Annotated in this window: 21 protein-coding genes; 5 read left to right on the top strand and 16 right to left on the bottom strand. The window is 56.6% G+C overall.

The annotated features are described in order from the left end of the window. Positions 1 to 49: 49 nt before the first annotated feature. Complete coding sequence (locus tag M8318_RS13265) at positions 50 to 931, top strand: LysR family transcriptional regulator (protein WP_262663121.1); 882 nt, start codon at positions 50 to 52, stop codon at positions 929 to 931. A 196-nt stretch (positions 932 to 1,127) separates the two neighbouring features. On the opposite strand, the gene M8318_RS13260 is transcribed toward M8318_RS13265, so the two are convergent. The 16 genes from M8318_RS13260 to M8318_RS13190 all read right to left on the bottom strand — a co-directional run bounded on the left by M8318_RS13260 (position 1,128) and on the right by M8318_RS13190 (position 17,920). Next, entirely contained in the window at positions 1,128 to 1,688 is a 561-nt protein-coding gene (locus M8318_RS13260; protein ID WP_262663120.1) for an Ail/Lom family outer membrane beta-barrel protein, read from the bottom strand. 189 nt (positions 1,689 to 1,877) lie between these two features. Continuing rightward, complete coding sequence (locus tag M8318_RS13255; protein ID WP_262663119.1) at positions 1,878 to 2,210, bottom strand: hypothetical protein; 333 nt, start codon at positions 2,208 to 2,210, stop codon at positions 1,878 to 1,880. A 42-nt stretch (positions 2,211 to 2,252) separates the two neighbouring features. Continuing rightward, positions 2,253 to 2,588, bottom strand: coding sequence for a hypothetical protein (locus M8318_RS13250; protein WP_262663117.1), 336 nt, complete (start codon positions 2,586 to 2,588; stop codon positions 2,253 to 2,255). 56 nt (positions 2,589 to 2,644) lie between these two features. Continuing rightward, entirely contained in the window at positions 2,645 to 3,115 is a 471-nt protein-coding gene (locus M8318_RS13245) for a hypothetical protein (protein ID WP_261645182.1), read from the bottom strand. A gap of 108 nt (positions 3,116 to 3,223) precedes the next feature. Further along, positions 3,224 to 3,517, bottom strand: a complete 294-nt coding sequence (locus M8318_RS13240; RefSeq protein ID WP_262663116.1) for a hypothetical protein — start codon at positions 3,515 to 3,517, stop codon at positions 3,224 to 3,226. Between the two features lie 5 nt (positions 3,518 to 3,522). After that, positions 3,523 to 4,155, bottom strand: a complete 633-nt coding sequence (locus tag M8318_RS13235; protein WP_262663115.1) for an SMI1/KNR4 family protein — start codon at positions 4,153 to 4,155, stop codon at positions 3,523 to 3,525. A gap of 2 nt (positions 4,156 to 4,157) precedes the next feature. Beyond that, positions 4,158 to 4,490 carry a hypothetical protein gene (locus M8318_RS13230; protein ID WP_262663114.1) on the bottom strand — a complete coding sequence of 111 codons (333 nt, stop codon included), beginning with the start codon at positions 4,488 to 4,490 and terminating at the stop codon, positions 4,158 to 4,160. 81 nt (positions 4,491 to 4,571) lie between these two features. Beyond that, on the bottom strand, positions 4,572 to 4,988 hold the full coding sequence (locus M8318_RS13225; protein ID WP_262663112.1) for an immunity 63 family protein: 417 nt from the start codon (positions 4,986 to 4,988) through the stop codon (positions 4,572 to 4,574). Positions 4,989 to 5,348: 360 nt separating this feature from the next. Further along, the gene (locus tag M8318_RS13220) at positions 5,349 to 5,573 is read right to left on the bottom strand and encodes a hypothetical protein (protein WP_106994940.1); all 225 of its coding nucleotides are present in this window, start codon (positions 5,571 to 5,573) and stop codon (positions 5,349 to 5,351) included. A 31-nt stretch (positions 5,574 to 5,604) separates the two neighbouring features. Next, positions 5,605 to 5,736 (bottom strand): DUF6966 domain-containing protein, encoded by a 132-nt coding sequence (locus tag M8318_RS22745; RefSeq protein ID WP_408612276.1) that lies wholly within the window; start codon positions 5,734 to 5,736, stop codon positions 5,605 to 5,607. A 115-nt stretch (positions 5,737 to 5,851) separates the two neighbouring features. After that, complete coding sequence (locus tag M8318_RS13215) at positions 5,852 to 6,100, bottom strand: hypothetical protein (RefSeq protein ID WP_262663111.1); 249 nt, start codon at positions 6,098 to 6,100, stop codon at positions 5,852 to 5,854. 65 nt (positions 6,101 to 6,165) lie between these two features. After that, positions 6,166 to 6,498 (bottom strand): immunity protein YezG family protein, encoded by a 333-nt coding sequence (locus M8318_RS13210; protein ID WP_262663109.1) that lies wholly within the window; start codon positions 6,496 to 6,498, stop codon positions 6,166 to 6,168. Next, positions 6,498 to 15,086: a hemagglutinin repeat-containing protein gene (locus M8318_RS13205; RefSeq protein ID WP_262663107.1), complete on the bottom strand. Its 8,589-nt coding sequence runs from the start codon at positions 15,084 to 15,086 to the stop codon at positions 6,498 to 6,500. The genes M8318_RS13210 and M8318_RS13205 overlap by 1 nt, the downstream gene beginning before the upstream one ends. Then, entirely contained in the window at positions 15,079 to 15,627 is a 549-nt protein-coding gene (locus M8318_RS13200; RefSeq protein ID WP_262663106.1) for a toxin-activating lysine-acyltransferase, read from the bottom strand. The genes M8318_RS13205 and M8318_RS13200 overlap by 8 nt, the downstream gene beginning before the upstream one ends. Continuing rightward, complete coding sequence (locus M8318_RS13195) at positions 15,627 to 17,306, bottom strand: ShlB/FhaC/HecB family hemolysin secretion/activation protein (protein WP_262663104.1); 1,680 nt, start codon at positions 17,304 to 17,306, stop codon at positions 15,627 to 15,629. Before M8318_RS13195 ends, M8318_RS13200 begins: the two co-directional genes overlap by 1 nt. Positions 17,307 to 17,527: 221 nt before the next feature. Further along, positions 17,528 to 17,920, bottom strand: coding sequence for a YdeI family stress tolerance OB fold protein (locus M8318_RS13190; RefSeq protein ID WP_262663103.1), 393 nt, complete (start codon positions 17,918 to 17,920; stop codon positions 17,528 to 17,530). Positions 17,921 to 18,062: 142 nt separating this feature from the next. On the opposite strand from M8318_RS13190, the gene M8318_RS13185 reads away from it, so the two are divergent. Genes M8318_RS13185 through M8318_RS13170 form a run of 4 tightly spaced genes read left to right on the top strand, consistent with a single transcriptional unit; the run spans position 18,063 to position 20,554 of the window. Further along, positions 18,063 to 18,575: a hypothetical protein gene (locus M8318_RS13185; protein ID WP_262663102.1), complete on the top strand. Its 513-nt coding sequence runs from the start codon at positions 18,063 to 18,065 to the stop codon at positions 18,573 to 18,575. Between the two features lie 9 nt (positions 18,576 to 18,584). Beyond that, positions 18,585 to 19,037: a DUF421 domain-containing protein gene (locus tag M8318_RS13180; protein WP_106994946.1), complete on the top strand. Its 453-nt coding sequence runs from the start codon at positions 18,585 to 18,587 to the stop codon at positions 19,035 to 19,037. Next, positions 19,034 to 19,558: a 2-oxo-tetronate isomerase gene (locus tag M8318_RS13175; protein WP_106994947.1), complete on the top strand. Its 525-nt coding sequence runs from the start codon at positions 19,034 to 19,036 to the stop codon at positions 19,556 to 19,558. The genes M8318_RS13180 and M8318_RS13175 overlap by 4 nt, the downstream gene beginning before the upstream one ends. Positions 19,559 to 19,567: 9 nt before the next feature. Next, on the top strand, positions 19,568 to 20,554 hold the full coding sequence (locus M8318_RS13170) for an SDR family oxidoreductase (protein WP_262663101.1): 987 nt from the start codon (positions 19,568 to 19,570) through the stop codon (positions 20,552 to 20,554). Positions 20,555 to 20,579: the final 25 nt, after the last annotated feature.

Here is a 20,579-nt window from a genome sequence, read left to right as displayed (position 1 = left end):
GGGATAAACTGGGCTAGAGTTAGAGGATTACTAACCAGAGGTTTGCAATATGGATAAGTTTCGCGGCATGGAGACCTTTATCGCGGTGGTGGAGTGCGGCAGCTTTACCGGTGCCGCCACGCGACTGGAGATGTCGGCGGTGATGGTCGGGAAGTACATCGCCTGGCTGGAAACGCAGCTGGGGACCCGGCTGCTGGAGCGCAATACCCGCCGCCAGAGCCTGACCGACGCCGGGCGGGTCTGGTTTGAAGAGGCAAAGCGGGTTATCGAGCAGGTGGCTATCGCCGAACGTTCGGTGGAGCGATTACGTACCGCCCCCGCGGGCACGCTGCGGGTAACCGCGCCCACCTCGTTCGGCGGCTGCGTGATCGCCCCGCTGACCGCCACCTTTTTGCAGCGTTTCCCGGAGGTACGCGTTGAGCTGGATCTCACCAACCGGATGGTCGATCTGGTGGAGGAGGGGGTGGACCTGGCGATCCGCATCGGCGACATCCACACCGAGGATCTGGTGGCGAAATACCTCTGCCCGTATCGGATGGTGATCTGCGCCGCCCCGGACTATTTAGCCCGTCACGGCACGCCGCAAACGCCGGACGACCTGGTGGATCACCTCTGTCTATCCCACACCGTCTGGACCGCACGCAACGAGTGGCGGCTGCCGGGCGTGGAAGGGGAGGTGCGCTGGAAGCGCGATGCGATTTTGCGCTGTAACGACGGATACGGGCTGCGGATGGCGGCGATTGCCGGGGCGGGACTGCTGTTGCAACCGGAGGTGCTGGTAGCGGACGAGCTGGCGAGTGGTCGGCTGATACGTGTTTTGCAAAGTTACACCCCACAACCCCGACCGGTGCATCTTTTATGGCGTCAGGACTTACGGCCCTTACCGAAGTTAACCCAGTTTATCGCCCATATTATGCAGGCCGGGGAATAGCGCGGCCTGTAACGCCCGGCGGCGCTGCACTTGCCGGGCCTACAAAACCCCCGAACCGCACCGGACCGTAGGCCGGGTAAGGCATCGCCACCACCCGGCACAAACCGCACCGGACCGTAGGCCGGGTAAGGCGTAGCCGCCACCCGGCACAAACCGCACTGGACCGGAGGCCGGGTTAGGCATCAGGCCGCATCAATCAGAAGCGATAACCTACGCCCACATTCCAGCCGTCGATCCCGTAATCGTCACCCAAGTCAGCAGTGGTGCCTTCGTAACCGACGTGAATTGCCAGCTCAGGGGTTGGGTTAAACTGCACGCCCGCGCCGTAGGCGAAAGAGGTGGATTTATCAGAGATACCGTCGCGCTGAGTATAGTTGTCGCCGCCGTTTACCCAGGTGGTGTGGCCGTCAGCTTTCACGCGAGCAACACCGCCCAGCGCATACAGGGAAACGAAATCATTCAGGCGATATGCCGGACCTGCCATCAGGGAGTAATATTTCACTTCGATGTGGTTTTTAACGGAGTCAGAGAAGAGATAATAATGCTCGTCTTCATCACCGCTCATATAGGTGAAGGAGCCCATCAGGCTGACCGGGGAATCCCACTCATAGCGATACTGAACGTTCACGCCGCGGATATTTTTAAAGTCTTCAACATTACTCTGCGCATAACCCACAGAAACGGTGTGATTATCCGCCAGAGCAGCGCCGCTTGCCAGACTCGCCGCAACGCATACCGCCAGAGCTATTTTTTTCATTTTCCGTAATCCTTGTTGTCATTTTTTATAGGTGAAGCCGGATATATCCCCAGACCATGCTGGAGATATGCCACCGCAAATAAAGCGGTAAAATTGTTGGTTTTTTTGGCAGGGGATGAAATAGGGAATAATCTTAAAGGCCGGAATAGTCCTGGAATTTGCCTCCCCTATATTGGTAGGGGAGCACACTTACTCATCATATTTGAGGTTGATGCTTATTTTCTCTGCAGGTATATCAATGGTGATATCACAACCCGTCCAGGGCGCTTTACCATTGGTCATATTATTCTGCATATAATAGTCCCGCAGGTTAACTAACAGCAATCGCAAATGGTAACTGGCCAGCTTATCCGGAACGAACCAGTCTTCGTTATCCTGTTGATAAATATAATCATATTCATACTCACAGGACTCGCCATCCCGTGCTAATTTTGCGCGAGCAATGATTGTTTTCGCATCAGCAGGCCCGGCATTAACCAATAATTGACCGATTTTATTATGCAGAACGTCTAACTCACTCATTTATTTGTCCTGAAATTTTATTTAGTGCGGGGTTATTATCTGTTAATCAGCATACTTAAAATCAATCTTGATTCTGAGCGTTTCAACATCGACCGTTATTTCACAGGCGTGCCAGAACGAGGGCTGTTGTGATGAGATGTTATCAACAAAAAATCTCCTCAGCTCAACCAGAAGGTCCAGCAAATCAGCATTGGGCTGTGCGCCAGCAGTAAACCAGTTTGTCTCACCTGAGGTGCTGTCCACATAATCAAATTCACATTTGCAATGGTCGCCCTCAGGCGATAGCTCAGCGCGGACGATGATTTTTGCGGCGTTATCGGGCGCTGCGGCCACTAAGACCGAGCCAATATCATTATAAATAGCTTGGGAATCGCGCATATTTCCTCCTGAACGATAAAATGACTCGCGGCAATGTTACCCGTTGCCAGAAGATCTCACTCCAGCTTATCGGAAAGCGCTTTGACAAAGTCATTATATGTTTCATGAAGATGATAAAAACAGGCATCGGGCGCACACTTCACAACCTCAAATCGCGCTAACAGTTTGACGAACAGCCCATCCGGAATGGGATAAGGTGTATCGCAACTAAAGTAAAAAAAGGCCTTCTCCAGTTCCGGGATAGAGAGATGAACAGCCTCTTCAGACAAATAGTGATAAGCATAATTCCGCTCGCTGGAAAGCAGTAAAAAATCCAGCGCGTAAGCTTTCACGGACTCGTGCAGGGCTGGCGCCTCGAGAATGCGTTTGCAGTAAAGCAGGGCGTGCGTAGGGCTGTCGACATAAAGTTGCGCTAACCAGTCAGTCGCCTCATCGTTCGGATCGGAAAATGAGTCCTGCTGCACATAGCCATACTGCAGGAATGCCTCTAAACCTGACCATAGCTCATCAACAGATTTTCGCGTCATAATCCTCTCCAGAAACGCCCACAGAGATTTATCAGGGCTGTTTAATTACACTTACCCGTGGGCGCTTTAAGCGGCCCGCACTGATCGAAGCCCAGCACCACGTATCCTTTATCCTGCATGCAGGCTTCTCGGGCAAAAAATTGTTTTGTCGTCTCCCCCCTGATAGCTACTGCCTCTGCCCCATGCTGGACTATCTACATCGACATTTTTATCGACGCCAAAGGCATAAAGATCGGCTTTACGCTGTACCCGATCGGTATGGCCCAGTGTTGCAGGCTTCTGGAACGTCCAGGAGTACGGAAAAGCGGTGTGGTTGGTGGAGACCATATCGGCCACCACGCAGCCGCTCAGAAAAAAATGATGCCGGGGATTAGACGTTTCATTTTTGACTCCTGTATTCATCCCTGTCAATTAACCCTTAGCTGGATGTCGCTGCCTTCGGGTACATCTCTTATTTGCAATGCAATATTGGCTCTTGCTTTCATGGCCACTGTCGATTTTTCTAAATAAAGATTATCTGGCTCATACTCGCCGCCCGCAACAAACAGCACTTTGGGAACTAAGCGATAACCCACTGGGATTGGGCCATACTTCTTCTGCCATGCGTTTGCCAGTGGGAAGCCCGTTAATACCTCATAGTCTTCAAGTATTGTTTTACACCATTCGTCTATATCTTCTGCAAGATAATCAAAAGAGCCCGTCTCAGGATCGAACGTGTATATGCCATCTTGTTTTATACAAAATTGACCGCCAAAAACATCTTCAGCAAAAAAGAGAGCGTTACGAGCAAGATCATCGTAACAATCAATCCATAACCTATGGTCATTCCAGTCAATCACGCCGAGCTCTTCCCCAACTGTCTCAAAAGGGAAAACATGCAAAGCTGACTCAAAACCATAAAATCCGTTTCTGTTGTTTAATAAAGTCATTAAATCATTAATCAGCGGATAATTATGAAAGCCTGAGGGTAGTTCATGCTCCTTGCATGATGAAATATCACCACTGCAAACGGATAACAGTTTTTCTAAAAATAGAGGCATTCTTAGTTCTCATATTTAAAATCAATATTTATTTTGAGTGTTTCAATATCCAGCGTCACTTCACATCCATGCCATGCAGGGCGGCCGTTGGTGAGATTGTTTTCGATAAAGTAGTTGCGAAGCTCTACCAGAGAACGAAGTATATCTGTATTCGCCCTTCCACCGGCCGTTAACCATTGAATTTCTTCAGCAGCATCAAGATAATCATATTTATACTTACAATGATCGTTTTCAGGTGATAACTCTGCACGCATAATGATCTTTTTAGCTTCGTCGGGAGCAATACTGAATAAAACAGTACCGATATCTTTATAAATCTCTTGATCATTTCTCATGATTTTTGACCTTCACCTGCTCTTCCGCCACTTGCTTTGTGATTTTACCCTGCGCCAGTACCGCTGCGATGTTGCCCTCAACTATGTATAGAGGCTATCGTCGTAGGGTGCTTCAGCCAGAATTTTTTGAATTTCAAATCGCGCTTCCGACTCCCAGGTTGGATTCATATTCGCCATTATTGCAATAAATTTTGGAAAAGCGATGCGCCGTCCATCCCTGCCTTCAACCCTGTGATCTAACTCATATTGGTATGCCATCTGATAGGCGAATTCGGACATTATCCAATAAAGCAGCGTATTCAAAGAGTGAGTGACTTTTCGGGAGAACTCATACCCTCTTTCTGAATAAATATAATTATATGAATCATTTTCGAATGAAATATAGGGAGTGCCATCGCCATAGGGAGCAGAACACAGATTCACTGAATGTTTTGGAAAGCCTGCTCGTAAAATCATCTCATCAGCTTGTCTTTGTATTTCAGCAATATTGACTAACATGTTGGCGAACCTCGCGAATATACTCATTCTTCAAAAGCCATTCTACACAGAAAGGTTTCAACGGATACCAAAAATCCAGAACACCATCCCCGCGGGTATACCTAAGAAACTGATTTTTAAGATAGTGATCATTTCTTTTTTCCCGAAAGGAAAAGGCTTATCAAAGTCCCAGATTAACCAGCCTTTCACCAGATAAGAAAAAAGACCAATTATCATCAATGCGATGCACATTAAAAAACATATGCCCAAAAGCGCCCATAGGGATTTTTTGGAATTATCGAGTCTCATTTTACTTTGCCATAAAGCCAACCTCCCGCCGGAAGGGCGGGAGGTGATTCACATTGCAAGCTGTCTGGTCTTTTACCGGTGATAAAAAAACCAGATGACCAAACCCGCAGGCAGCCCCAGCCAGGTTAACTCAAGACATATCAACACGTCCTTGAAAGAGAAGGGAAAACCCTCTTTCACATTCCATGCTAATCCTGCGCCAACTAAACGGCCAAGGAGCGTCAGGATGAACACGGCCAGACCTATTGCGCAGCACAGGTAAACAAGGTTAATGAACGATTTAGTGCTGTTTTTCATTCCTGGCCTCCCGAGAAAGCGGGATTTTTGTTCATGAAAGGAGGTTAAACAGGTCATGTCTGAGCTGATTAAGTTCATCGTTTTCACTCATCAAAGCCTTTCCGTTTCTGTACAATACGAGATCGCTTAGTGATCCCATTCCACTATAGAAATTTAGAAAAATGTATTTGGTAACATCAGGAGCAAGCTCATATTTTTCAGCGCCTTAAGCCCATGGCATAGATAATGTGGCTTTTTCCCGCCAATATAAGTCTGTAAGAACGATTCATTAAATGAGGTTAATGTAAACCCAGCGTATCGGGAAGGGCTTTGACAAAGTCGGACTCGTCCCCTCGGTACGCTTTAGCAATCTCTGCAAAGGAATCGATAATACTCCCTTTCTCATCGTCCGTTAGTTGCTGAAGCTCGGCGGCAATATGTTCCATCATTTCCACAGCGGCATCTGGATTGAGTGAATGTTCGTCAGTGAATTCAAGAAAAATGGCCATATCGGCAATAACTTTAATCAAATGATGTGAGTGAGCCACAGACCCTTTCCTCTTATTCCTGTCGTAAATGCCAGCCTCCCGCCGGAAGGGCGGGAAGTCGCCTGTTAATCCTCATACTTGAAGTCAATATTTATTTTCAATGTTTCAATATTTACCGTTACTTCACAGCCATGCCAGAATGGCTTTTCTTGTGATTTAAAGTTATCAACAAAGAAATTTCTTAATTCGACCAAAAGATCTAAGAGTCTTGCACTTGCATCTGCAGTTTCAGTGACCCAATGCTGGTTTCCTTGTTTATCGATATAGTCATAAGTGAACTCACCACAGTCACTTTCTGGCTCTAACTTGGCACATAGAATGATTTTTACCGCATCACCTGGAGCGATTGACAGCAAAACTGAACCAATATCGTTATATATTTCTTGATCAGAGCGCATTACTTACCTCCAGGTGTATTGTTAAAGACTTTTTCAATCGGGCGACCACCGTCAATCGAATACACTATTGTGAACTTATCAGGTCTGACACTATCACCAATATACGATGTTTGAATCTTGACCTTCACCTCTTTACCTTCGTTTACTGCCTTGGCCCAGGTATTTTCCATCTGTTTCCATGCGCCTTTGTTCAGATTACCATCCATCGGCACCAGGTTTAACTTTTCTCCAGGACCATTAAAAATACTGGCGATTAAGTGACCACCCTCATCACCAGGATTACCGCATTTCCCGGACTTACACTGTTGATAACCATTCCTGTCTTTTACGTTCGCACTCAGGGTTGCTTCGACCTGTTGAGGCCTTGCCAGATGGTCCGTTTTGTAGACTTTGTCGCCATCAAGATTATAGGTCTTATTAGGGAGCGGCTTGTTGAGTTCCTTATTCCAGTTCCACTTAGCACCAGATACGGCATAAATCTCATCACTGGCCTGGTTAATCAGCTTAGACGCCGCTTCCAGATCGCCTGCTTTAAGCGCCTTTTCCGCACCCTTAATGGCTTTGCCCGCAACATCCCCTGCGCCAGGAATGATGCCAATCGTTGCTGCCAGATAATCAAGCGCACTGTGCGCTTCCGCGAAGCTCTTGATATCACCCACGACCGGGACAAAATCTACGCCAAACAACGCCATTTCTTTCAGCGCTTCCCGACGCTCGGTGTACATTTTAACCGAGCAGGCTTCGGCGCTCATCCCGCCACAGTTTTCGCGCTTATAGCGTTCATTTTCGGCCTTCACCTGCTCTTCGGCTACTTGCTCGGTGGTTTTACCCTGCGCCAGTGCCGCGGCGATGTCGCCAAGGGAGTTATTCTCCACCGTCGTTTTACCCGCCTGCGCCCCGGCAACAGTAGAAGCAGAGCTGTCGCCCACCAGCCCGCCGGACAAGCCCGCCGCCAGCGTCGCCAGGGCAGAAACCGTCTGCTTCTGCGTTTCATCCAGCTCATCGGCAGATTTGTCGTACATCTCTTTGGCGATCATCCCCACCAGCTCGCCCGTGGCGGCACCGGCGGCACCCGCCAGTGCGTTTTGCCCCTGGGCGGCGGCCAGCGCGGCATTGACTACCGCGTGGGCGGCGACGATGCCCGTTTTGTTTAACCCGCTATGGTGACCAATCACTTCTGCAATGTACGGCGCGGCACCGCCCGCGAGGGCCGCGCTGAGATCGCTCCCGGCCAGGCCCTGAACCGCTGCCGTCGCCGCCTGAATCGCCTGCTGATACTGCCCGCCGGTGCCAAAGCCGGAGGCGTTGAACGCGTCGTTATAGGCCGTCTGGTAGATCTGACCGTTAATGTCATCCAGCGTCGCGGTTTTGCCCGGGTTGGCTTTTTCCCACGCGGCTTTCGCCTCCTGCAGATCCTGCGCGTTGACGTGGTTGAGCTTCTCTTTCGCCGCGTTGGTGGCGCGGATGCTGCCCTCGGTGCGGGCAATATCGGCCACCTGATTGCCAATCTCGCCGATCAGCTGCGCCTGCTGGAGCCGCTCCTGCTCTTTCTCTTTATCGAAGATAGGAGAGAGCGTCTGGTTGGCGTGCTCCACGTCGCGGCTGAGCTGGTTGACATCCTGGACCTGACGATCCTGATCGCGGACGATCAGGGTCCCGTCCGATACCGCGGCGTGCGTGGTGCTGCTGTCATGCCCGTCGCGGTTGGCGCCCACCAGCAGGCCGTTGGCCATGTTACCGGCAAACTGGCTGCCGATGCTGCCTCCGGTGCTCATCCCCACGCTCTGGTGTTCCACTTCGAAATCGGCGCGGTTTTCAATATCGCTGAAGCCGATAGTGCCGGTATCGAGACGGTTTTTATCGGCGGTCGCCGTAGAGCCAATTACCGCCCCGTTGAGCTGGGTATGCTCGCCCACGGTCACGTCGTAGCCGCCTTTGCCAGCGAAGATCCCGGTCTGTTCCACCACCGAGTCGTAGTTGCTGTGCATCTTGTCCCGGCTGAGGTTGACGCTGGCCGAGCCGGTCATGGAACCGATGCTGAAGCTCCCGCCCGCGCTGGCGTTCTGCTGTTTCGAGTCGTAACGATCGCTGTCCTGCTCGGAGGTGAGGGTCAGGTTGCGGCCAATGTCCGCTTTCACCGTTTCGCCGCTCACCTGCGCCCCGGTCAGGGTGGCGTCGCGTCCGGTCAGGAGCGTCACCTGGCGGCCCGCGTTCACGGTGGTTTCGCTGTGGGTGGTGCCGTTACCGCTCTCGCTGCCTTTGCCCCGGTTGATGCTGGCGGAGATGTTCAGGCCAAAGCCGCCGGAGCCGACGCCAATCCCGACCCCGACGCTGCCGCCCTTGCTCTCGTTTTTACCGTCCAGCAGTTGGGTGTTTTGCGCCGAGCGCAGGTACAGATCGCGGTTGGCGGCGAGCGTAATATCGTTGCCCGCTCTGAGCTGGCTGCCATCTACGGTCAGATCCCCGTCCACGCCGCGCTCGCCGCTGCCGGTGGCGACAACGCTCAGATCGCGCCCGGCGTTCAGGCTGCTGCCCTGGGCGATATTCTGCTCGCTGAATTGCGTGGATTTCGACGACTGGCTACCGTAGGAGAGGCTGATCCCGACGGTGTTGGTATTGCCCGCATCCGCGCCCTGGGCCTGATCCATCCGTGCCGCCTGGGCGGCCTGTACGCCGGAGAGCGCGGCCTTCACGCCCTGCAATGCCTGCAAACGACCGCTGCCGGAGGATTTCGCCTGCTGGGAGGCCTCGACGGCGCTGTTCAGCGCGCTGCCGACGGTGCCGGAGAGCGCCAGGGTCAGCCCGGAGGTTTTCTGCTCCACCTCGTGGGTCTGCTGGCTGCGGTTATTCACTGCCGTGATGTCGACGTTTTTACCGCTCAGGGCCATATCCTGACCGGCCACCAGATCCGAGCCGCTCACCGTCAGGCGATCGCCCGCGCGCAGGGTCAGGTCGCCATCGACGCTGCCGACGGTGCTGCCCGCCTGGGTGGCATCCGCCCCGGTGTCGGTGGTTTTAATGCTCTGGGTGCCGACGCTAAAGCCGATCCCGCCCGAGCTTAACAGCCCGGATTTTTTCTCCTGCTTCTGGTGCAGTTCGGTGTTGCGTTCGCCCTGAGTATCGACGGTCAGATTATTGCCCGCCAGCAGGGCGACATCGCCCGTGCCCGCCACGTTGCTGCCGCGCACGGTCAGATCGTTTCCGGCAGTGAGGTTAACGGTGTCGCCGTTCAGCTCGCTGCTCTGCACCGTCTGGCGGGAAATCTGGTCGCGGGTGGTGGTGGTCGTTTTCGACAGGAAGCCGTTACCGCCGACCACTTTATGCCGTTCGTCCAGATCCTGGGTGTTTTCGCCTGCCGCCAGGGTCAGGTTATTCCCGGTGCTGAGGTTCAACGCCTCGCCGGCGGAGAGGGCGGCGGCGCGGGCGGTGAGGTCATTGCCTGCTGCCAGGGTCACGTCGCCTTTTCCCGTCACTTCGCTGCCGACGCTGCGGGTTTGGCTCTGTTTGAGGGTGTTGTCAGCATCCCACACCAGGTTATCGCGGCTGGCGGTCTCCACCGTATTGAGGGTCATATCCCGCCCGGCCACCAGCTGCGCTTTGCCGTTCTCGCCGCTGGCGATCACCTGCGCCCCGGTCAGGGTGATATCCCGCCCGGACTGCAGCGCCAGCCTGCCGTCGTCACCCTGCACGTAAATGCCGGAGACGCTGTCGATGGTGGTGCGGGCGAAGCTGTTCTCGCCGTTCACGCTGTCGGCGCTGACGGTGGTGGTGATGAGATTGATGTCGCGTCCGGCGCTGGCCAGCACGCTGCTGTCGCCCACGATGGCACCGCCGAGGTTGTTGATATCGGTGCGGGCGTTGAGGTTAACGTCCGCCCCCTGGATGGTGCCGGTCTGGTTGGTGAGGTTGTCGGCATCCAGTTGCAGGACTTTGCGCCCGGCAAGGGTCCCGCGGTTAAACAGGTCGCCGTTGAGCTTGATGGAGACGTTGTTGCCGGCAATCAGCGCCCCGGAGCCGTCGATATCTCCCGGTTTCACTTTGGCGTACACCTGCGGGACCAGCACGCTCTCGGTTGAGCCGTCCGGCATTTTCACCCGGGTGTTGACCAGCCAGACGATATCCCCGGTCAGGAGCGCCATCTGCTCCGGCGTCAGCGCCACGCCGATCTTCAGATCGTACTGCTTGCCGAAGGTAATGCCGCGATCCATCAGCGCCTTGTACTGCTCTTCGTCGTTGTTGTAGCCGTCGAGATAGCGCTGGCCGGTAATGCCAATCACCTGCTCGCGGATCAGCCGCTGCTCGTAGTAGCCATCCCCCAGCCGTTTCTGGGTGTTGTCGCCATTGGCGGTAAAGGCGTCCTGCATATAGTCGCTGCCGAGCCACTGGCGCTCGTTGGTAAAGCGCGGATCGGTCTCCACCAGGTACGGCACGTCTGCCGACGGGTTCACCTTGAACAGGCTGTTGTCCGGCAGGGTGGTATTCGGCCCGATAATGCGGATCGCGCCGTCGGCCGGGGTCACTTCAAACTGCTGCCCGGCAGGCGGGGTCACCGGCTCGCCCGGGGAGACGGTCTGCTGCGGCGCGGGTTTCACCCCCGCGGCCTGGCCAATGGTTACGTCGGTTCCCTGCAACACCAGCGGGGTGATGCTGAGATTACTGCCCTCGACGCTGCCGTTGCTGATCAGTTGGCCCGGTTTCAGGGCGATATCCTGAATGGTGGTTGGCGGGGTATATGCCGTGCGATCGCGCCCCTGCTCGTCGTCGCCTTTGTGGCGAATACGGTAGTAGTGGGTGACGGTGCCCTCATCGGTGGTGTAACGCTTGCCGGGCACGTCCTCGTTCTTCACGCTGCCCATCTGGTCAATCGCCAGCGTGCCGCCTGCGATAACCTGGCTCTTGTCGTTAAACAGTTTGTCACCGGTCATGAGCAGGTTGCCACCGGCGAGGATCTTCGCCGGGTCGCTCTCTTTGATGCGGGTTTCGTCAATGGTGCGGGTGTAGTCGTACTGGTTGAAATTGTCGTTGCCGTGACCGGAACGCTCCGGGGTGTTGAGGTTTTTCAGGCCGTCGGAGGAGTTGTCATCCACCCAGACGCCTTGCTCTGTCGAGCTCCAGCGGTTGGTTGACCCGGTGTGCTGGTAGTCGGTGAGATCGTCCTGCGACACCCGCACCACTTCGGTGGAGAAGTGGTCGTTGATGTTGTTGATCTGCCCGGCGGCAATCGCCATATCCCCGGCGGATTCAATGGTGGAGCTATGGTTGTTAATGGTCCCGGCGCGACCGGTGACGGCGCCGCTGTCGTCCAGCGCCCCGCCAATGGTCATGCTGCCTGCGCTGTAGATCAGGCCATGGTCGGCGTTGTTCAGGGTCTGCACGCCGAGGTTCACGCGCTCGCGTCCGGCAAGCGTCGCCGCGGTGCCGTTTTCTGCGAGATTATTGAAGGTATCCACATTTACCCCCACCGCATCGCCGTAAATTCGTCCGGTGCCGATGTTGGTCAGGGTGTTGGCGTTGATGCGGGTGACAATCCCGTCGATCAGGCCGGTATTGCGTACCGTCCCGCTGGCGGTCAGGGTGGTGCTACCGGCGTTGATTTCGCCGCTGGCGAGGTTAGTCAGGTTGGCGCTCTGCACGTCGAGGGCGCTGCCCGCCATCAGCTGGCCGCTGTTGGTCAGATCGCCGTCGGTGGTAAAGGTCAGGTTGCCGTTGGCGATAGTGGTACCGGTGTTGTTCACCCCGCTGGTGCTGTGGAGATCCATATCCCCCAGCGACAGCAGCTGGCCGCTGGCATCGAGGGACGCCGCATCCACACTCAGCGTTTTACCCGCTTTCAGGGTGCCGCCCGCGTTCAGCAGGTTTAGCCCGTTACCGCTGAGATCCAGCGTTTCGCCCGAGGCCAGCACCCCCGCGCTGTTGTTCAGCACGCCGCTGTTATCCATGCTCAGGGTGTTATTCGCCAGGATGCTGCCGCGCTGGTTATCCAGGCTACCGGTATTAAGCGCCAGGCTCTGGCCTTCGAGGCCCTGGTTTTCCCCGAGGGTATTCTGGTTAGCAAAGTGCAGGGCAGTCAGGGTCACGCTTTTACCGCTGCGGATCAGCCCCGAGACGTTATCCACGGTGCCCCGGGCGCTGTCGAGGAGCAGATCGCCCACCGACTGGATCTGCCCGCCGCCGTTTTGCAGGTTAGTGGTGTGCAGGGCGGTATCGGCCTCGCCAATGATGCGCCCGCCGCTGCGGTTATCAAGATCCGTAGCCGCCACATCCGCCGCGCCGCTGGCGGCCAGGGTGCCGGCCTGGTTATTAATGCGTGCTGCCGAGAGGTTCAGCGCCCCCAGGCTGTTGAGGGTGCCTGCGCTGTTATCGACTGCGCCGGAGGTGACGTTCACCCCGTCGCCCTGCAGCACGCCGTTATTATTGATGAGCTGCGTGGTGGTCAGCGACAGGCTCTCTGTCGCCGCCAGTTGCCCGTCGGTATTGTTCAGCGTGTCGCCGCTAAAGGCGAGGCTATCCCCGGAGAAGGTGGTGCCCTGGCTGTTATCCAGCAGGCCACCGCTCAGGGTCATGGCCCCCACCGATTTCAGCGCGCCGCCGTTATTGGTGAGGGTGTCGAATCCGGCGGTCAACGTCCGGTTCGCGCCGATCTGGCCGTCGCTGTTGTCGATAACACCCGCGCTCAGATTAAAATCGCCGTCGCTCGCGAGGAAGCCGCTCTGGTTGTTCAGCGCGCCGCTCTCAAGGTTCAGGGAACCCTGAGAGAGCAGGGAGCCGGAACGGTTATCAAATTCATTCAGGGCCAGGGTTGCGCCGTCGGCGACAATCACCCCCTGCTGGTTGTCGAGGCGCCCGGCGTTGATGCGCTGGGTTTTCGCCGCCTCGATTCGCCCTTTGGCGTTATTCACCGCCTGCTGGCTTTGGATCTCGCCGTCGCCCGCAGCCGCAGAGATCAGCCCCTGCTGGTTGTTGAGGGTTCCGGCGTCCAGTCGGGTATTGCCCGCCACCGCCACGATTTGTCCGGCGGTGTTGTCGATGGCCGCCGCTTTAAGCTGCACGCCGTTGGCTGCGCCGATCTGCCCCTGACGGTTATCGAGCTTGCCCGGCAGATCCACTGCCAGCGCGCTGCTGCCGCTGTGAACGATTTTGCCTTGCTGGTTGCTGAGGTCGTGGGCGCTGAGGTTAATTGTCTCCGCGCTCAGCGCGCCCCCGGCGTTGTTGAGCATCTTACCGCTGCGGACGGTCAGTTCGCTGGCGTTGACCCTGGCGCTGGCGGTGCTCACATCCCCCGCGCCGCCATCCAGCAGAACACGTTTAGCCTGAGTCTGGCTGCCGCTGACGTCCACGCCCTGGCCCCGGGCGCTGAGATTACCGCCCGCGAGGTTTTGCCCGTGGGCGCTCAGCTGGCCGCTGGTGCTGAGTTCCAGATCCCCCGCGTCGGCGAGCTTGCCGTCGCTTTTCACCCCGGCGGCCAGCACGCTGTTGGTGCTGGTGGTCAGGCTGGCCGCGTTCGCACGGACGTCACTGTCGGCGGTGATCACCCCGCTGTTGTTAAGTTCGCTGGCGGTTTGCAGGCTTGCGCTGTCGCCAGCCCGAAGGGTGCCGCTGTTCTCGATACGCCCGTCGGCAGAGATGGTTACGCTGCCTGCCTGGGCACCGATGGCCCCGGCGTTACGCACCCCGACGCCGGTCTCGGTGCCGACCATGCGGATCTTGCCTGCGTACATGCCGCCGAGGCTGGCCACGTCTACCGCCAGCTGCGGGCGGGTGGCAGGATCGTCGCTGCCTTTTTCGATCACCTCGTGGGCGGCATCCACCTTGTTGCGTCCGGTGGTGACTTTAAGATCGTTGGCCCACAGCCCGGCGTTAACCTTCACCGAGCGGGCAATAATGTCGGTGTAATCTGCGCCGGAGGTGTCCATCCCCGCGCCGTCAACCACCACCTCGCCGCGCTCGACGTTAAACCCGGTCAGCGCGCCGTCTTTCATCTGCGGTTGGCCGGTGGTGAGGGTGGCGCGGTTGGCGTTGATAAAGCCGCAGCCGCTACAGGTGATGCCCGATGGGTTAGCGATCACCACCTGGGCTTTTTTACCTGCCACTTCGATCATGCCGTTCAGCTTGCTCGGGTCGCGGGAGCTCACCTCGTTGAGGATCACTTTGGCTTCGCCTTTCGCCAGCCACGGGTTGCCCGCCACCATGCCGCCCAAATTGGTCTGCACATTTTTGTGCGAGTTGTTGAGGATCGCCCCTTTGCTGTCGACGTCGAACTGGGTGTAGTTGTTGCGTGACACCCCGGCCGCGGACGGGGTCTGGATATTGACCTGCGGCGTGCCGTTGGCGCTGTTGACCACCGTCGGCTGCTGGTTTTTTGGCGCACCGGCGTCTGCCACGATGGTGGCCTGCGCCGTCTGCACGGCCCCCATCGCCAGCCACAGGCTAAAGCTGATGGCGCTGACCTTGCCGATAAGCTGGCTGTGGGTATGGCCGATGCCGGAAGAACGGGACGAACCGGTGCGGCCGGAGCGGGCGATATCCGCCACCACCATCAGCATGCCGCGCGCTTTGTTAAAGACAATTCGGTACAGGTTCTTATTCATGGTTCGTTCCTTTAAACGCTTCCGGCAGGCTTACTGCGAGCGGGTGATTCTGTTGCCACTCTCTGGCGTGTTGACGGCTGACGTGGCTGCCGTGGAACAGCATCACGCGCTTGCCACGCTCTGCGCCGCGGTGATACAGCGCGCGGCAGACGTGGTCGGGGAAGATATCGCGGCGCATCAGGTCGTACATCGCGGGGGTGTGGCCGAAGGGGGCGATCCAGTCGCAGAACCAGATCCGATCTCCGCTGTCCCAGTCCGCCTCTGGCATCTCAATGGACGGGCGGGTGAGGTAGCGGGCTTCCGCCTCCTCATTCAGCCAGGCCCAGCTGAGGAAAAAGACCGGGCGGTCGTTCTCAATGACCAGCACGTACTGACGGCGCTTAATGATCGGCAGCAGCAGGGTGGGCAGGGCGTGCAGGGGAGCATCCCGGTGCATCGGGGAGTGCATCCACAGCCAGACGGTGGCCCCCAGCACTTCGGCCTCGCTCTCTTCCCCGCCGAGGATCAGCGGGGCTTTAATCTCCAGATTTCCGACGCGCATCACCAGCTCCAGTTGAGGTTAAAGCCGAGCGTGAGATCGCTGGTTTCAAAGCCGTCCGGCTTCGAGAACGGCGTCCCGGCGAACAGGTCGTAGCCGGTGTTAAAGGCGTTGCCGCGCAGGCCCGCCACGCCGCCTGCCAGGTGTTTACCCACCTGCAGATCCGAACTGTAACCGCCCACTTCACCGTAATCGGCACCCAGATAGAACTCCTGGTTCGGCAGCGGCGTGCGCCAGGCCAGATCGTTGCGCACGTACCAGCCGTGGCTGGCGCTCAGGGTGCGCTCGCCGTCAAAGCCGCGCACCGTCCAGCGGTTGCCGATGGCAAACTGATCCTGCGGCGTCAGCGGCGTATTGCTGATCTGGCGCAGGTACTGCACGTTGTAGCGGAAGTTCTGCGTGCCGATGGCAAACGGCAGATCGAGTCCGGCGCTGAGCTGGGTAATTTTGCTCAGGGCAGTGGCATCGCCCCAGTACTCCTCCGGCGCAGGCTGCGCCCCGAACCAGCGGGTGCCGCGCTGATAGCTGATGCCCGCATCCAGCGTCGCCTGGCCGATGTAGTGGCGATGATCCAGCCCGATGCGCCAGCCCGCGGTCTGACGGCGCTGAACGCCCACTTCCGTATCGTCGATATAGTTGCGGGTCTCCCGCGCCAGCACGTCGTAAGAGAAGGTGGTCTTCTGCGAGCCGCTGCGGTGCAGCACGCGGCTGAGCTGAATGTCGAGGTTTTTGCTCTTACCGCTGTAGCGATAATCCTCGTTCAGCCCGGCAACGGTCTGGTGGTAGTCGTAGTCGCTGCCGGTGATGCCCAGCATCCAGTAGCCGAAGGGCACCGAGTAGTGGGCGGTATAGTTTTTGCTGCCTTTACCGCCTTTGTCATTCAGATCGTGGCTGGCCGAGACATACAGCAGATCGCTCAGGGAGAAGGGGTTATCCAGCGACAGGGTGACGCCGCCCTGGTAGCGCCCGGTGGTTTCAGTCCCGGCATCGTCCAGCGACAGGCCGATACGCCACATTTTGCTCTGCTTACGGGTGATCACCACGTCGCTCTCGCCCGGATTCTCTCCCGGCAGTAGCTCCATGTTGGCCTCGACCGTCGGCAGGCGCTGTAGGTTTTCCAGCCCCTGTTCAATATCACGCAGATCCAGCAGGTTCCCCTCGTGAGCCGGGAAGGCGCTGTAGAGCTGGATATAGTCGTCGCTCTCTTCAGTGAGCTTCACATGGCGGATGGTGCCCGGCACGATGGCCAGCCGCAGGGTGCCACTCTTCAGATCCTGCGACGGGGCCAGCACGCGGGTGGTGATCCAGCCGTGGTCGACGATGCGATTCTGCATCGTGCTCATCAGCAGGTTAATCCCTTTCCCGCCCAGACAGCGCCCCTGAGCCTGGTCTGCAATACGCTGGAGCGGCAGCCAGTGGGGCAGGGCCTCCTGACCGCTCAGCTCGACGCGGTTAATCGAGAAGCAGGGCTTTTCTGTTGGAAAAGCAATCTTGCCAAAGCCGGATGAGGGCTTGGACAGACGCACGTCCGGGACGGGCGGGGTTAATTGTTGCTCTAATGCTCTCTGGCGCTGCTGCTGAATAATAAATTGATTATCCGGCTCCGCCGCCTGGGCAGGAAACAGTAAAGACAGCCCGGTGGCTGTCGTTATTATTATGGCGATATTGTGTCGGGCGTTCATCGGCGAATCCGTGCTGTGTAAGCAAAAAAGAATACAATGTGAATTTGTGTAAAATTGTTTAAGTATTGCGAGGGGAAGGAAAGGGGGATTAATCCTAAAGCACAGAATTATCCGAGTTTTGGGCTCCTCAATTCTGGTAGGTTTGCGTCGGAAGAGAATATATCGGGGGTTTCACGTGGATGTCAGGAAATATCCACGCGAAACTTAAGTGAAATTTACGGTTATTTCTGGATGCGGTCGACACGCACCACAGGCGGGGTGGATTTCTTGTCCAGACTGCCGTTAATGCTGATCATATTATCGGGCTGCACGGTGCGGCCATCAAATACGGCCTGGGGAATTATGGTATCAATGGTGCCAGTTTTATCGCGGAATTTAAATTTATCCCCGCCGGAGCCACCAATTAAATTACCCCGCAAGGAGATCGTAGCCCCGTCGTGCATCTCTTTGGCCTGCTCCACGGTCATGATTCTGGCATCTTCCGCGCCACGATAACCATCATCCAGCGCATGTGGCGCCGGTGGGGCAGTATCTTTCTTCAGTCCACCATTATCTTCGGCATACGCCGCCGGGATTAAAAGACAACACAATAAGGGTGCGACAGTTAATTTCATACAGCCTCCTTGGTTTAACTGGCTTGACAGATTAAGCCTGGTTGCTATTTTTTATTTTGCAAACAGGAACAGTCTTAATCAAATTTATCTATAAAAATCATCTGGCTGCATAATATTAATAAGCGAGACGGTGAGGTGATATATGGCGAATGCAAACGAAAAATCCCCTTCTTTGCCCGGCGTGAAACAAAGCCATGCCGCCCTGCAGTTTGAATACAACGCTCACCGCTTCGGTTTTGTACTGTTATTGCTGATTATTGCCGCTGCGCTGTTGGGGCTTTTTTCGGGCGGTTATTTTAGCGACGCGATAAAAACCAACGCTGCCAACAGCGTGCAGGTGGAATATCAGCGTTTTGGCCGACTGCTCTCTCCCGTGGAGTTGAAAATTACCTCGCCGGGTCAGGGTGAGACTCCGCTGACGCTGCGCATTGGCGGAGACTATATGGCGCGAACGCAAACCGATAATATCTGGCCGCAGCCCGATGAAATGCGCAGCGAGGGCGGGGAGCTGGTGCTGGTTTATCAGGCGGCGAAAGCGCGTCAGGATTTTACCGTCTGGCTCTACAGCACCCCGGAACAGCCGGGTAAAACCGTCACTACCGTCACAGTAAATAATCAGCCGGGTCTCTCTTTCTGGCAGTTTATCTATCCATAGGGAACCCACATGGAAATGATACTCAGGGCAGTGGCGATTTATCTGATTTTGCTGGTGGTGTTTAAAATAGCCGGAAGGCGGGCGCTGCTGCAGATGACCAGCTTTGATTTGATCCTGTTATTAATTATCAGTGAGGCCACCCAGCAGGCGCTGCTGGGAGAGGATTTTTCGGTTACCGGTGCCATGTTAACCATTATTACGCTGGTGGTGATTGATATGCTTTTCGGCGTGGCAAAAAAATATATCTCCGGCGCGGAATCGATGCTCGATGGTTCCCCGGTTATTCTGGTGGTACATGGTGAATTACAGAACGAAAAATTAAAAAAAGTGGATGTCTCCTGCGACGATATATTGGTATCGGCCCGACAAAATCACGGCATATACCAGCTGGAGAAAATTAAATACGCCATCCTTGAACGTAACGGGCATATTTCGATTATTCCCGAAGAGAGTGAATCATGAAAGAAAATATCTGGAACCAGGCCAAAACCACCAAGGAACTCACCAGCCAGGTGTCGACGGTGTTAACTGATTTAGGCTGGCTGCTCACCACGGCGGAGTCCTGCACCGGTGGCAATGTGGCCTCTGCGCTGTGCGCCGAAAAGGATACCGCCTCGTTCTTTGGCACCGGCGTGGTGACCTTCAACAATGAAGCCAAGCACAAGGTGCTGGGGGTGAGTAATGCCACCCTTGAAAAATACACTGCTGTGAGTAGCCAGACGGTAGGGGAGATGGCCGAGGGGGCGCTGAAGCTGGCCGATGCGGATGTCAGCATCGCCATCAGCGGCTACGCCGGACCGGACGGCGGCGAGGATGGCACCCCGGCGGGCACCGTCTGGTTTGGCTGGTGCTTCCGCGGCGAGGTGACTACCGCCGTACAGCACTTCACCGGCGAGTGTGAAGATGTGATTGAGAAAGCGGTTCGCTACGCGCTTTCTGAACTGTTGCGGCAGATCCCGCACTGGAAAAAGCAGTTGCACTAAGGAGAGGCTATGAGTGTGGTGGTGATTACCGGCGCTACGGCTGGGGTAGGCAAAGCCACGGCGCTGCGTTTTGCAGCGGCGGGCTACGATGTGGGGCTGATTGCCCGGGATAACCACAGTCTGGAAGCCACGCGGGCGGAGGTGGCGAACTACGGCGTCAACTGCCATGCGGTGAGCGTGGACGTGGTGGATGCCGAGGCGCTGAGCCAGGCGGCCCGGACGCTGGTCGATCGGCTGGGCGCTATCGACGTGTGGATAAACAACGCCATGTGCACCACCCTGGCGCCATTTTACAGCATGACCGACGATGAATTTCGTCGGGTGACGGAGGTGACCTATCTGGGCTGCGTCAACGGCACGCGGGCCGCTATGGAGCATATGATACCGCGCGACAGCGGGGTGATTATTCAGGTCGGTTCCGCGCTGGCCTACCGCTCGATTCCACTGCAGTCGGCCTACTGCGGCGCCAAGGCGGCGATCCGTGGTTTTACCGACGCGCTGCGAACCGAGCTGATGCATGAGCGCAGCGGCGTGCATCTGGCGATGGTACAGATGCCGGGTCTCAACACGCCGCAGTTTGACTGGGCGCGGAATAAGTTCGCCTACAGTATGCGTCCGGTGGCACCGGTGTTTCAGCCGGAGGTCGCCGCCGAGGCGATCTACGGCGTGGCGCAGAAGCCGGTGCGCGAGCTATGGGTAGGGCGCAGCACCATCGGGGCGATTGTCGGCCAGTTCCTGTTCCCCGGTTTTCTCGACCGGATGATGGTGAAAAAGGCCTGGGAAGGGCAGATGGAGGAGGCGCTCAATCCACCCGATCGGCGGGATAACCTGACCAACCCGGTCGGCGGCGAGCACCGGGTGCACGGCCATTTTACCCCGGAGGCCAAATCCCGCGCCGCGGCGATCACCTCCGGCGTACCGGGCAAAGCCCTGCTGGGCACCGCCGCGCTGGCCGGACTGCTGTTAATTGGAAAGTGTCTCACCCGGCGGAAATAGCAAACAGGCCGGGTGCGGCAACGCC

The sequence above is a fragment of the Leclercia tamurae genome (genome assembly GCF_025566055.1).
Classification (GTDB): Bacteria; Pseudomonadota; Gammaproteobacteria; order Enterobacterales; family Enterobacteriaceae; genus Enterobacter; species Enterobacter tamurae.
This window is presented reverse-complemented; position numbering and strand designations above follow the sequence as displayed.

What these genes read in the sequence shown, in the direction of transcription:
- M8318_RS13235 (WP_262663115.1), bottom strand. Translation starts at nt 4,155, where the DNA reads ATGCCTCTATTTTTAGAAAAACTGTTATCCGTTTGCAGTGGTGATATT.
- M8318_RS13200 (WP_262663106.1), bottom strand. Translation starts at nt 15,627, where the DNA reads ATGCGCGTCGGAAATCTGGAGATTAAAGCCCCGCTGATCCTCGGCGGG.
- M8318_RS13250 (WP_262663117.1), bottom strand. Translation starts at nt 2,588, where the DNA reads ATGCGCGATTCCCAAGCTATTTATAATGATATTGGCTCGGTCTTAGTG.
- M8318_RS13195 (WP_262663104.1), bottom strand. Translation starts at nt 17,306, where the DNA reads ATGAACGCCCGACACAATATCGCCATAATAATAACGACAGCCACCGGG.
- M8318_RS13265 (WP_262663121.1), top strand. Translation starts at nt 50, where the DNA reads ATGGATAAGTTTCGCGGCATGGAGACCTTTATCGCGGTGGTGGAGTGC.
- M8318_RS13210 (WP_262663109.1), bottom strand. Translation starts at nt 6,498, where the DNA reads ATGCGCTCTGATCAAGAAATATATAACGATATTGGTTCAGTTTTGCTG.
- M8318_RS13170 (WP_262663101.1), top strand. Translation starts at nt 19,568, where the DNA reads ATGAGTGTGGTGGTGATTACCGGCGCTACGGCTGGGGTAGGCAAAGCC.
- M8318_RS13190 (WP_262663103.1), bottom strand. Translation starts at nt 17,920, where the DNA reads ATGAAATTAACTGTCGCACCCTTATTGTGTTGTCTTTTAATCCCGGCG.
- M8318_RS13220 (WP_106994940.1), bottom strand. Translation starts at nt 5,573, where the DNA reads ATGAAAAACAGCACTAAATCGTTCATTAACCTTGTTTACCTGTGCTGC.
- M8318_RS13175 (WP_106994947.1), top strand. Translation starts at nt 19,034, where the DNA reads ATGAAAGAAAATATCTGGAACCAGGCCAAAACCACCAAGGAACTCACC.
- M8318_RS13240 (WP_262663116.1), bottom strand. Translation starts at nt 3,517, where the DNA reads ATGAATACAGGAGTCAAAAATGAAACGTCTAATCCCCGGCATCATTTT.
- M8318_RS13180 (WP_106994946.1), top strand. Translation starts at nt 18,585, where the DNA reads ATGGAAATGATACTCAGGGCAGTGGCGATTTATCTGATTTTGCTGGTG.
- M8318_RS13230 (WP_262663114.1), bottom strand. Translation starts at nt 4,490, where the DNA reads ATGAGAAATGATCAAGAGATTTATAAAGATATCGGTACTGTTTTATTC.
- M8318_RS13185 (WP_262663102.1), top strand. Translation starts at nt 18,063, where the DNA reads ATGGCGAATGCAAACGAAAAATCCCCTTCTTTGCCCGGCGTGAAACAA.
- M8318_RS13255 (WP_262663119.1), bottom strand. Translation starts at nt 2,210, where the DNA reads ATGAGTGAGTTAGACGTTCTGCATAATAAAATCGGTCAATTATTGGTT.
- M8318_RS13260 (WP_262663120.1), bottom strand. Translation starts at nt 1,688, where the DNA reads ATGAAAAAAATAGCTCTGGCGGTATGCGTTGCGGCGAGTCTGGCAAGC.
- M8318_RS13245 (WP_261645182.1), bottom strand. Translation starts at nt 3,115, where the DNA reads ATGACGCGAAAATCTGTTGATGAGCTATGGTCAGGTTTAGAGGCATTC.
- M8318_RS13225 (WP_262663112.1), bottom strand. Translation starts at nt 4,988, where the DNA reads ATGTTAGTCAATATTGCTGAAATACAAAGACAAGCTGATGAGATGATT.
- M8318_RS13205 (WP_262663107.1), bottom strand. Translation starts at nt 15,086, where the DNA reads ATGAATAAGAACCTGTACCGAATTGTCTTTAACAAAGCGCGCGGCATG.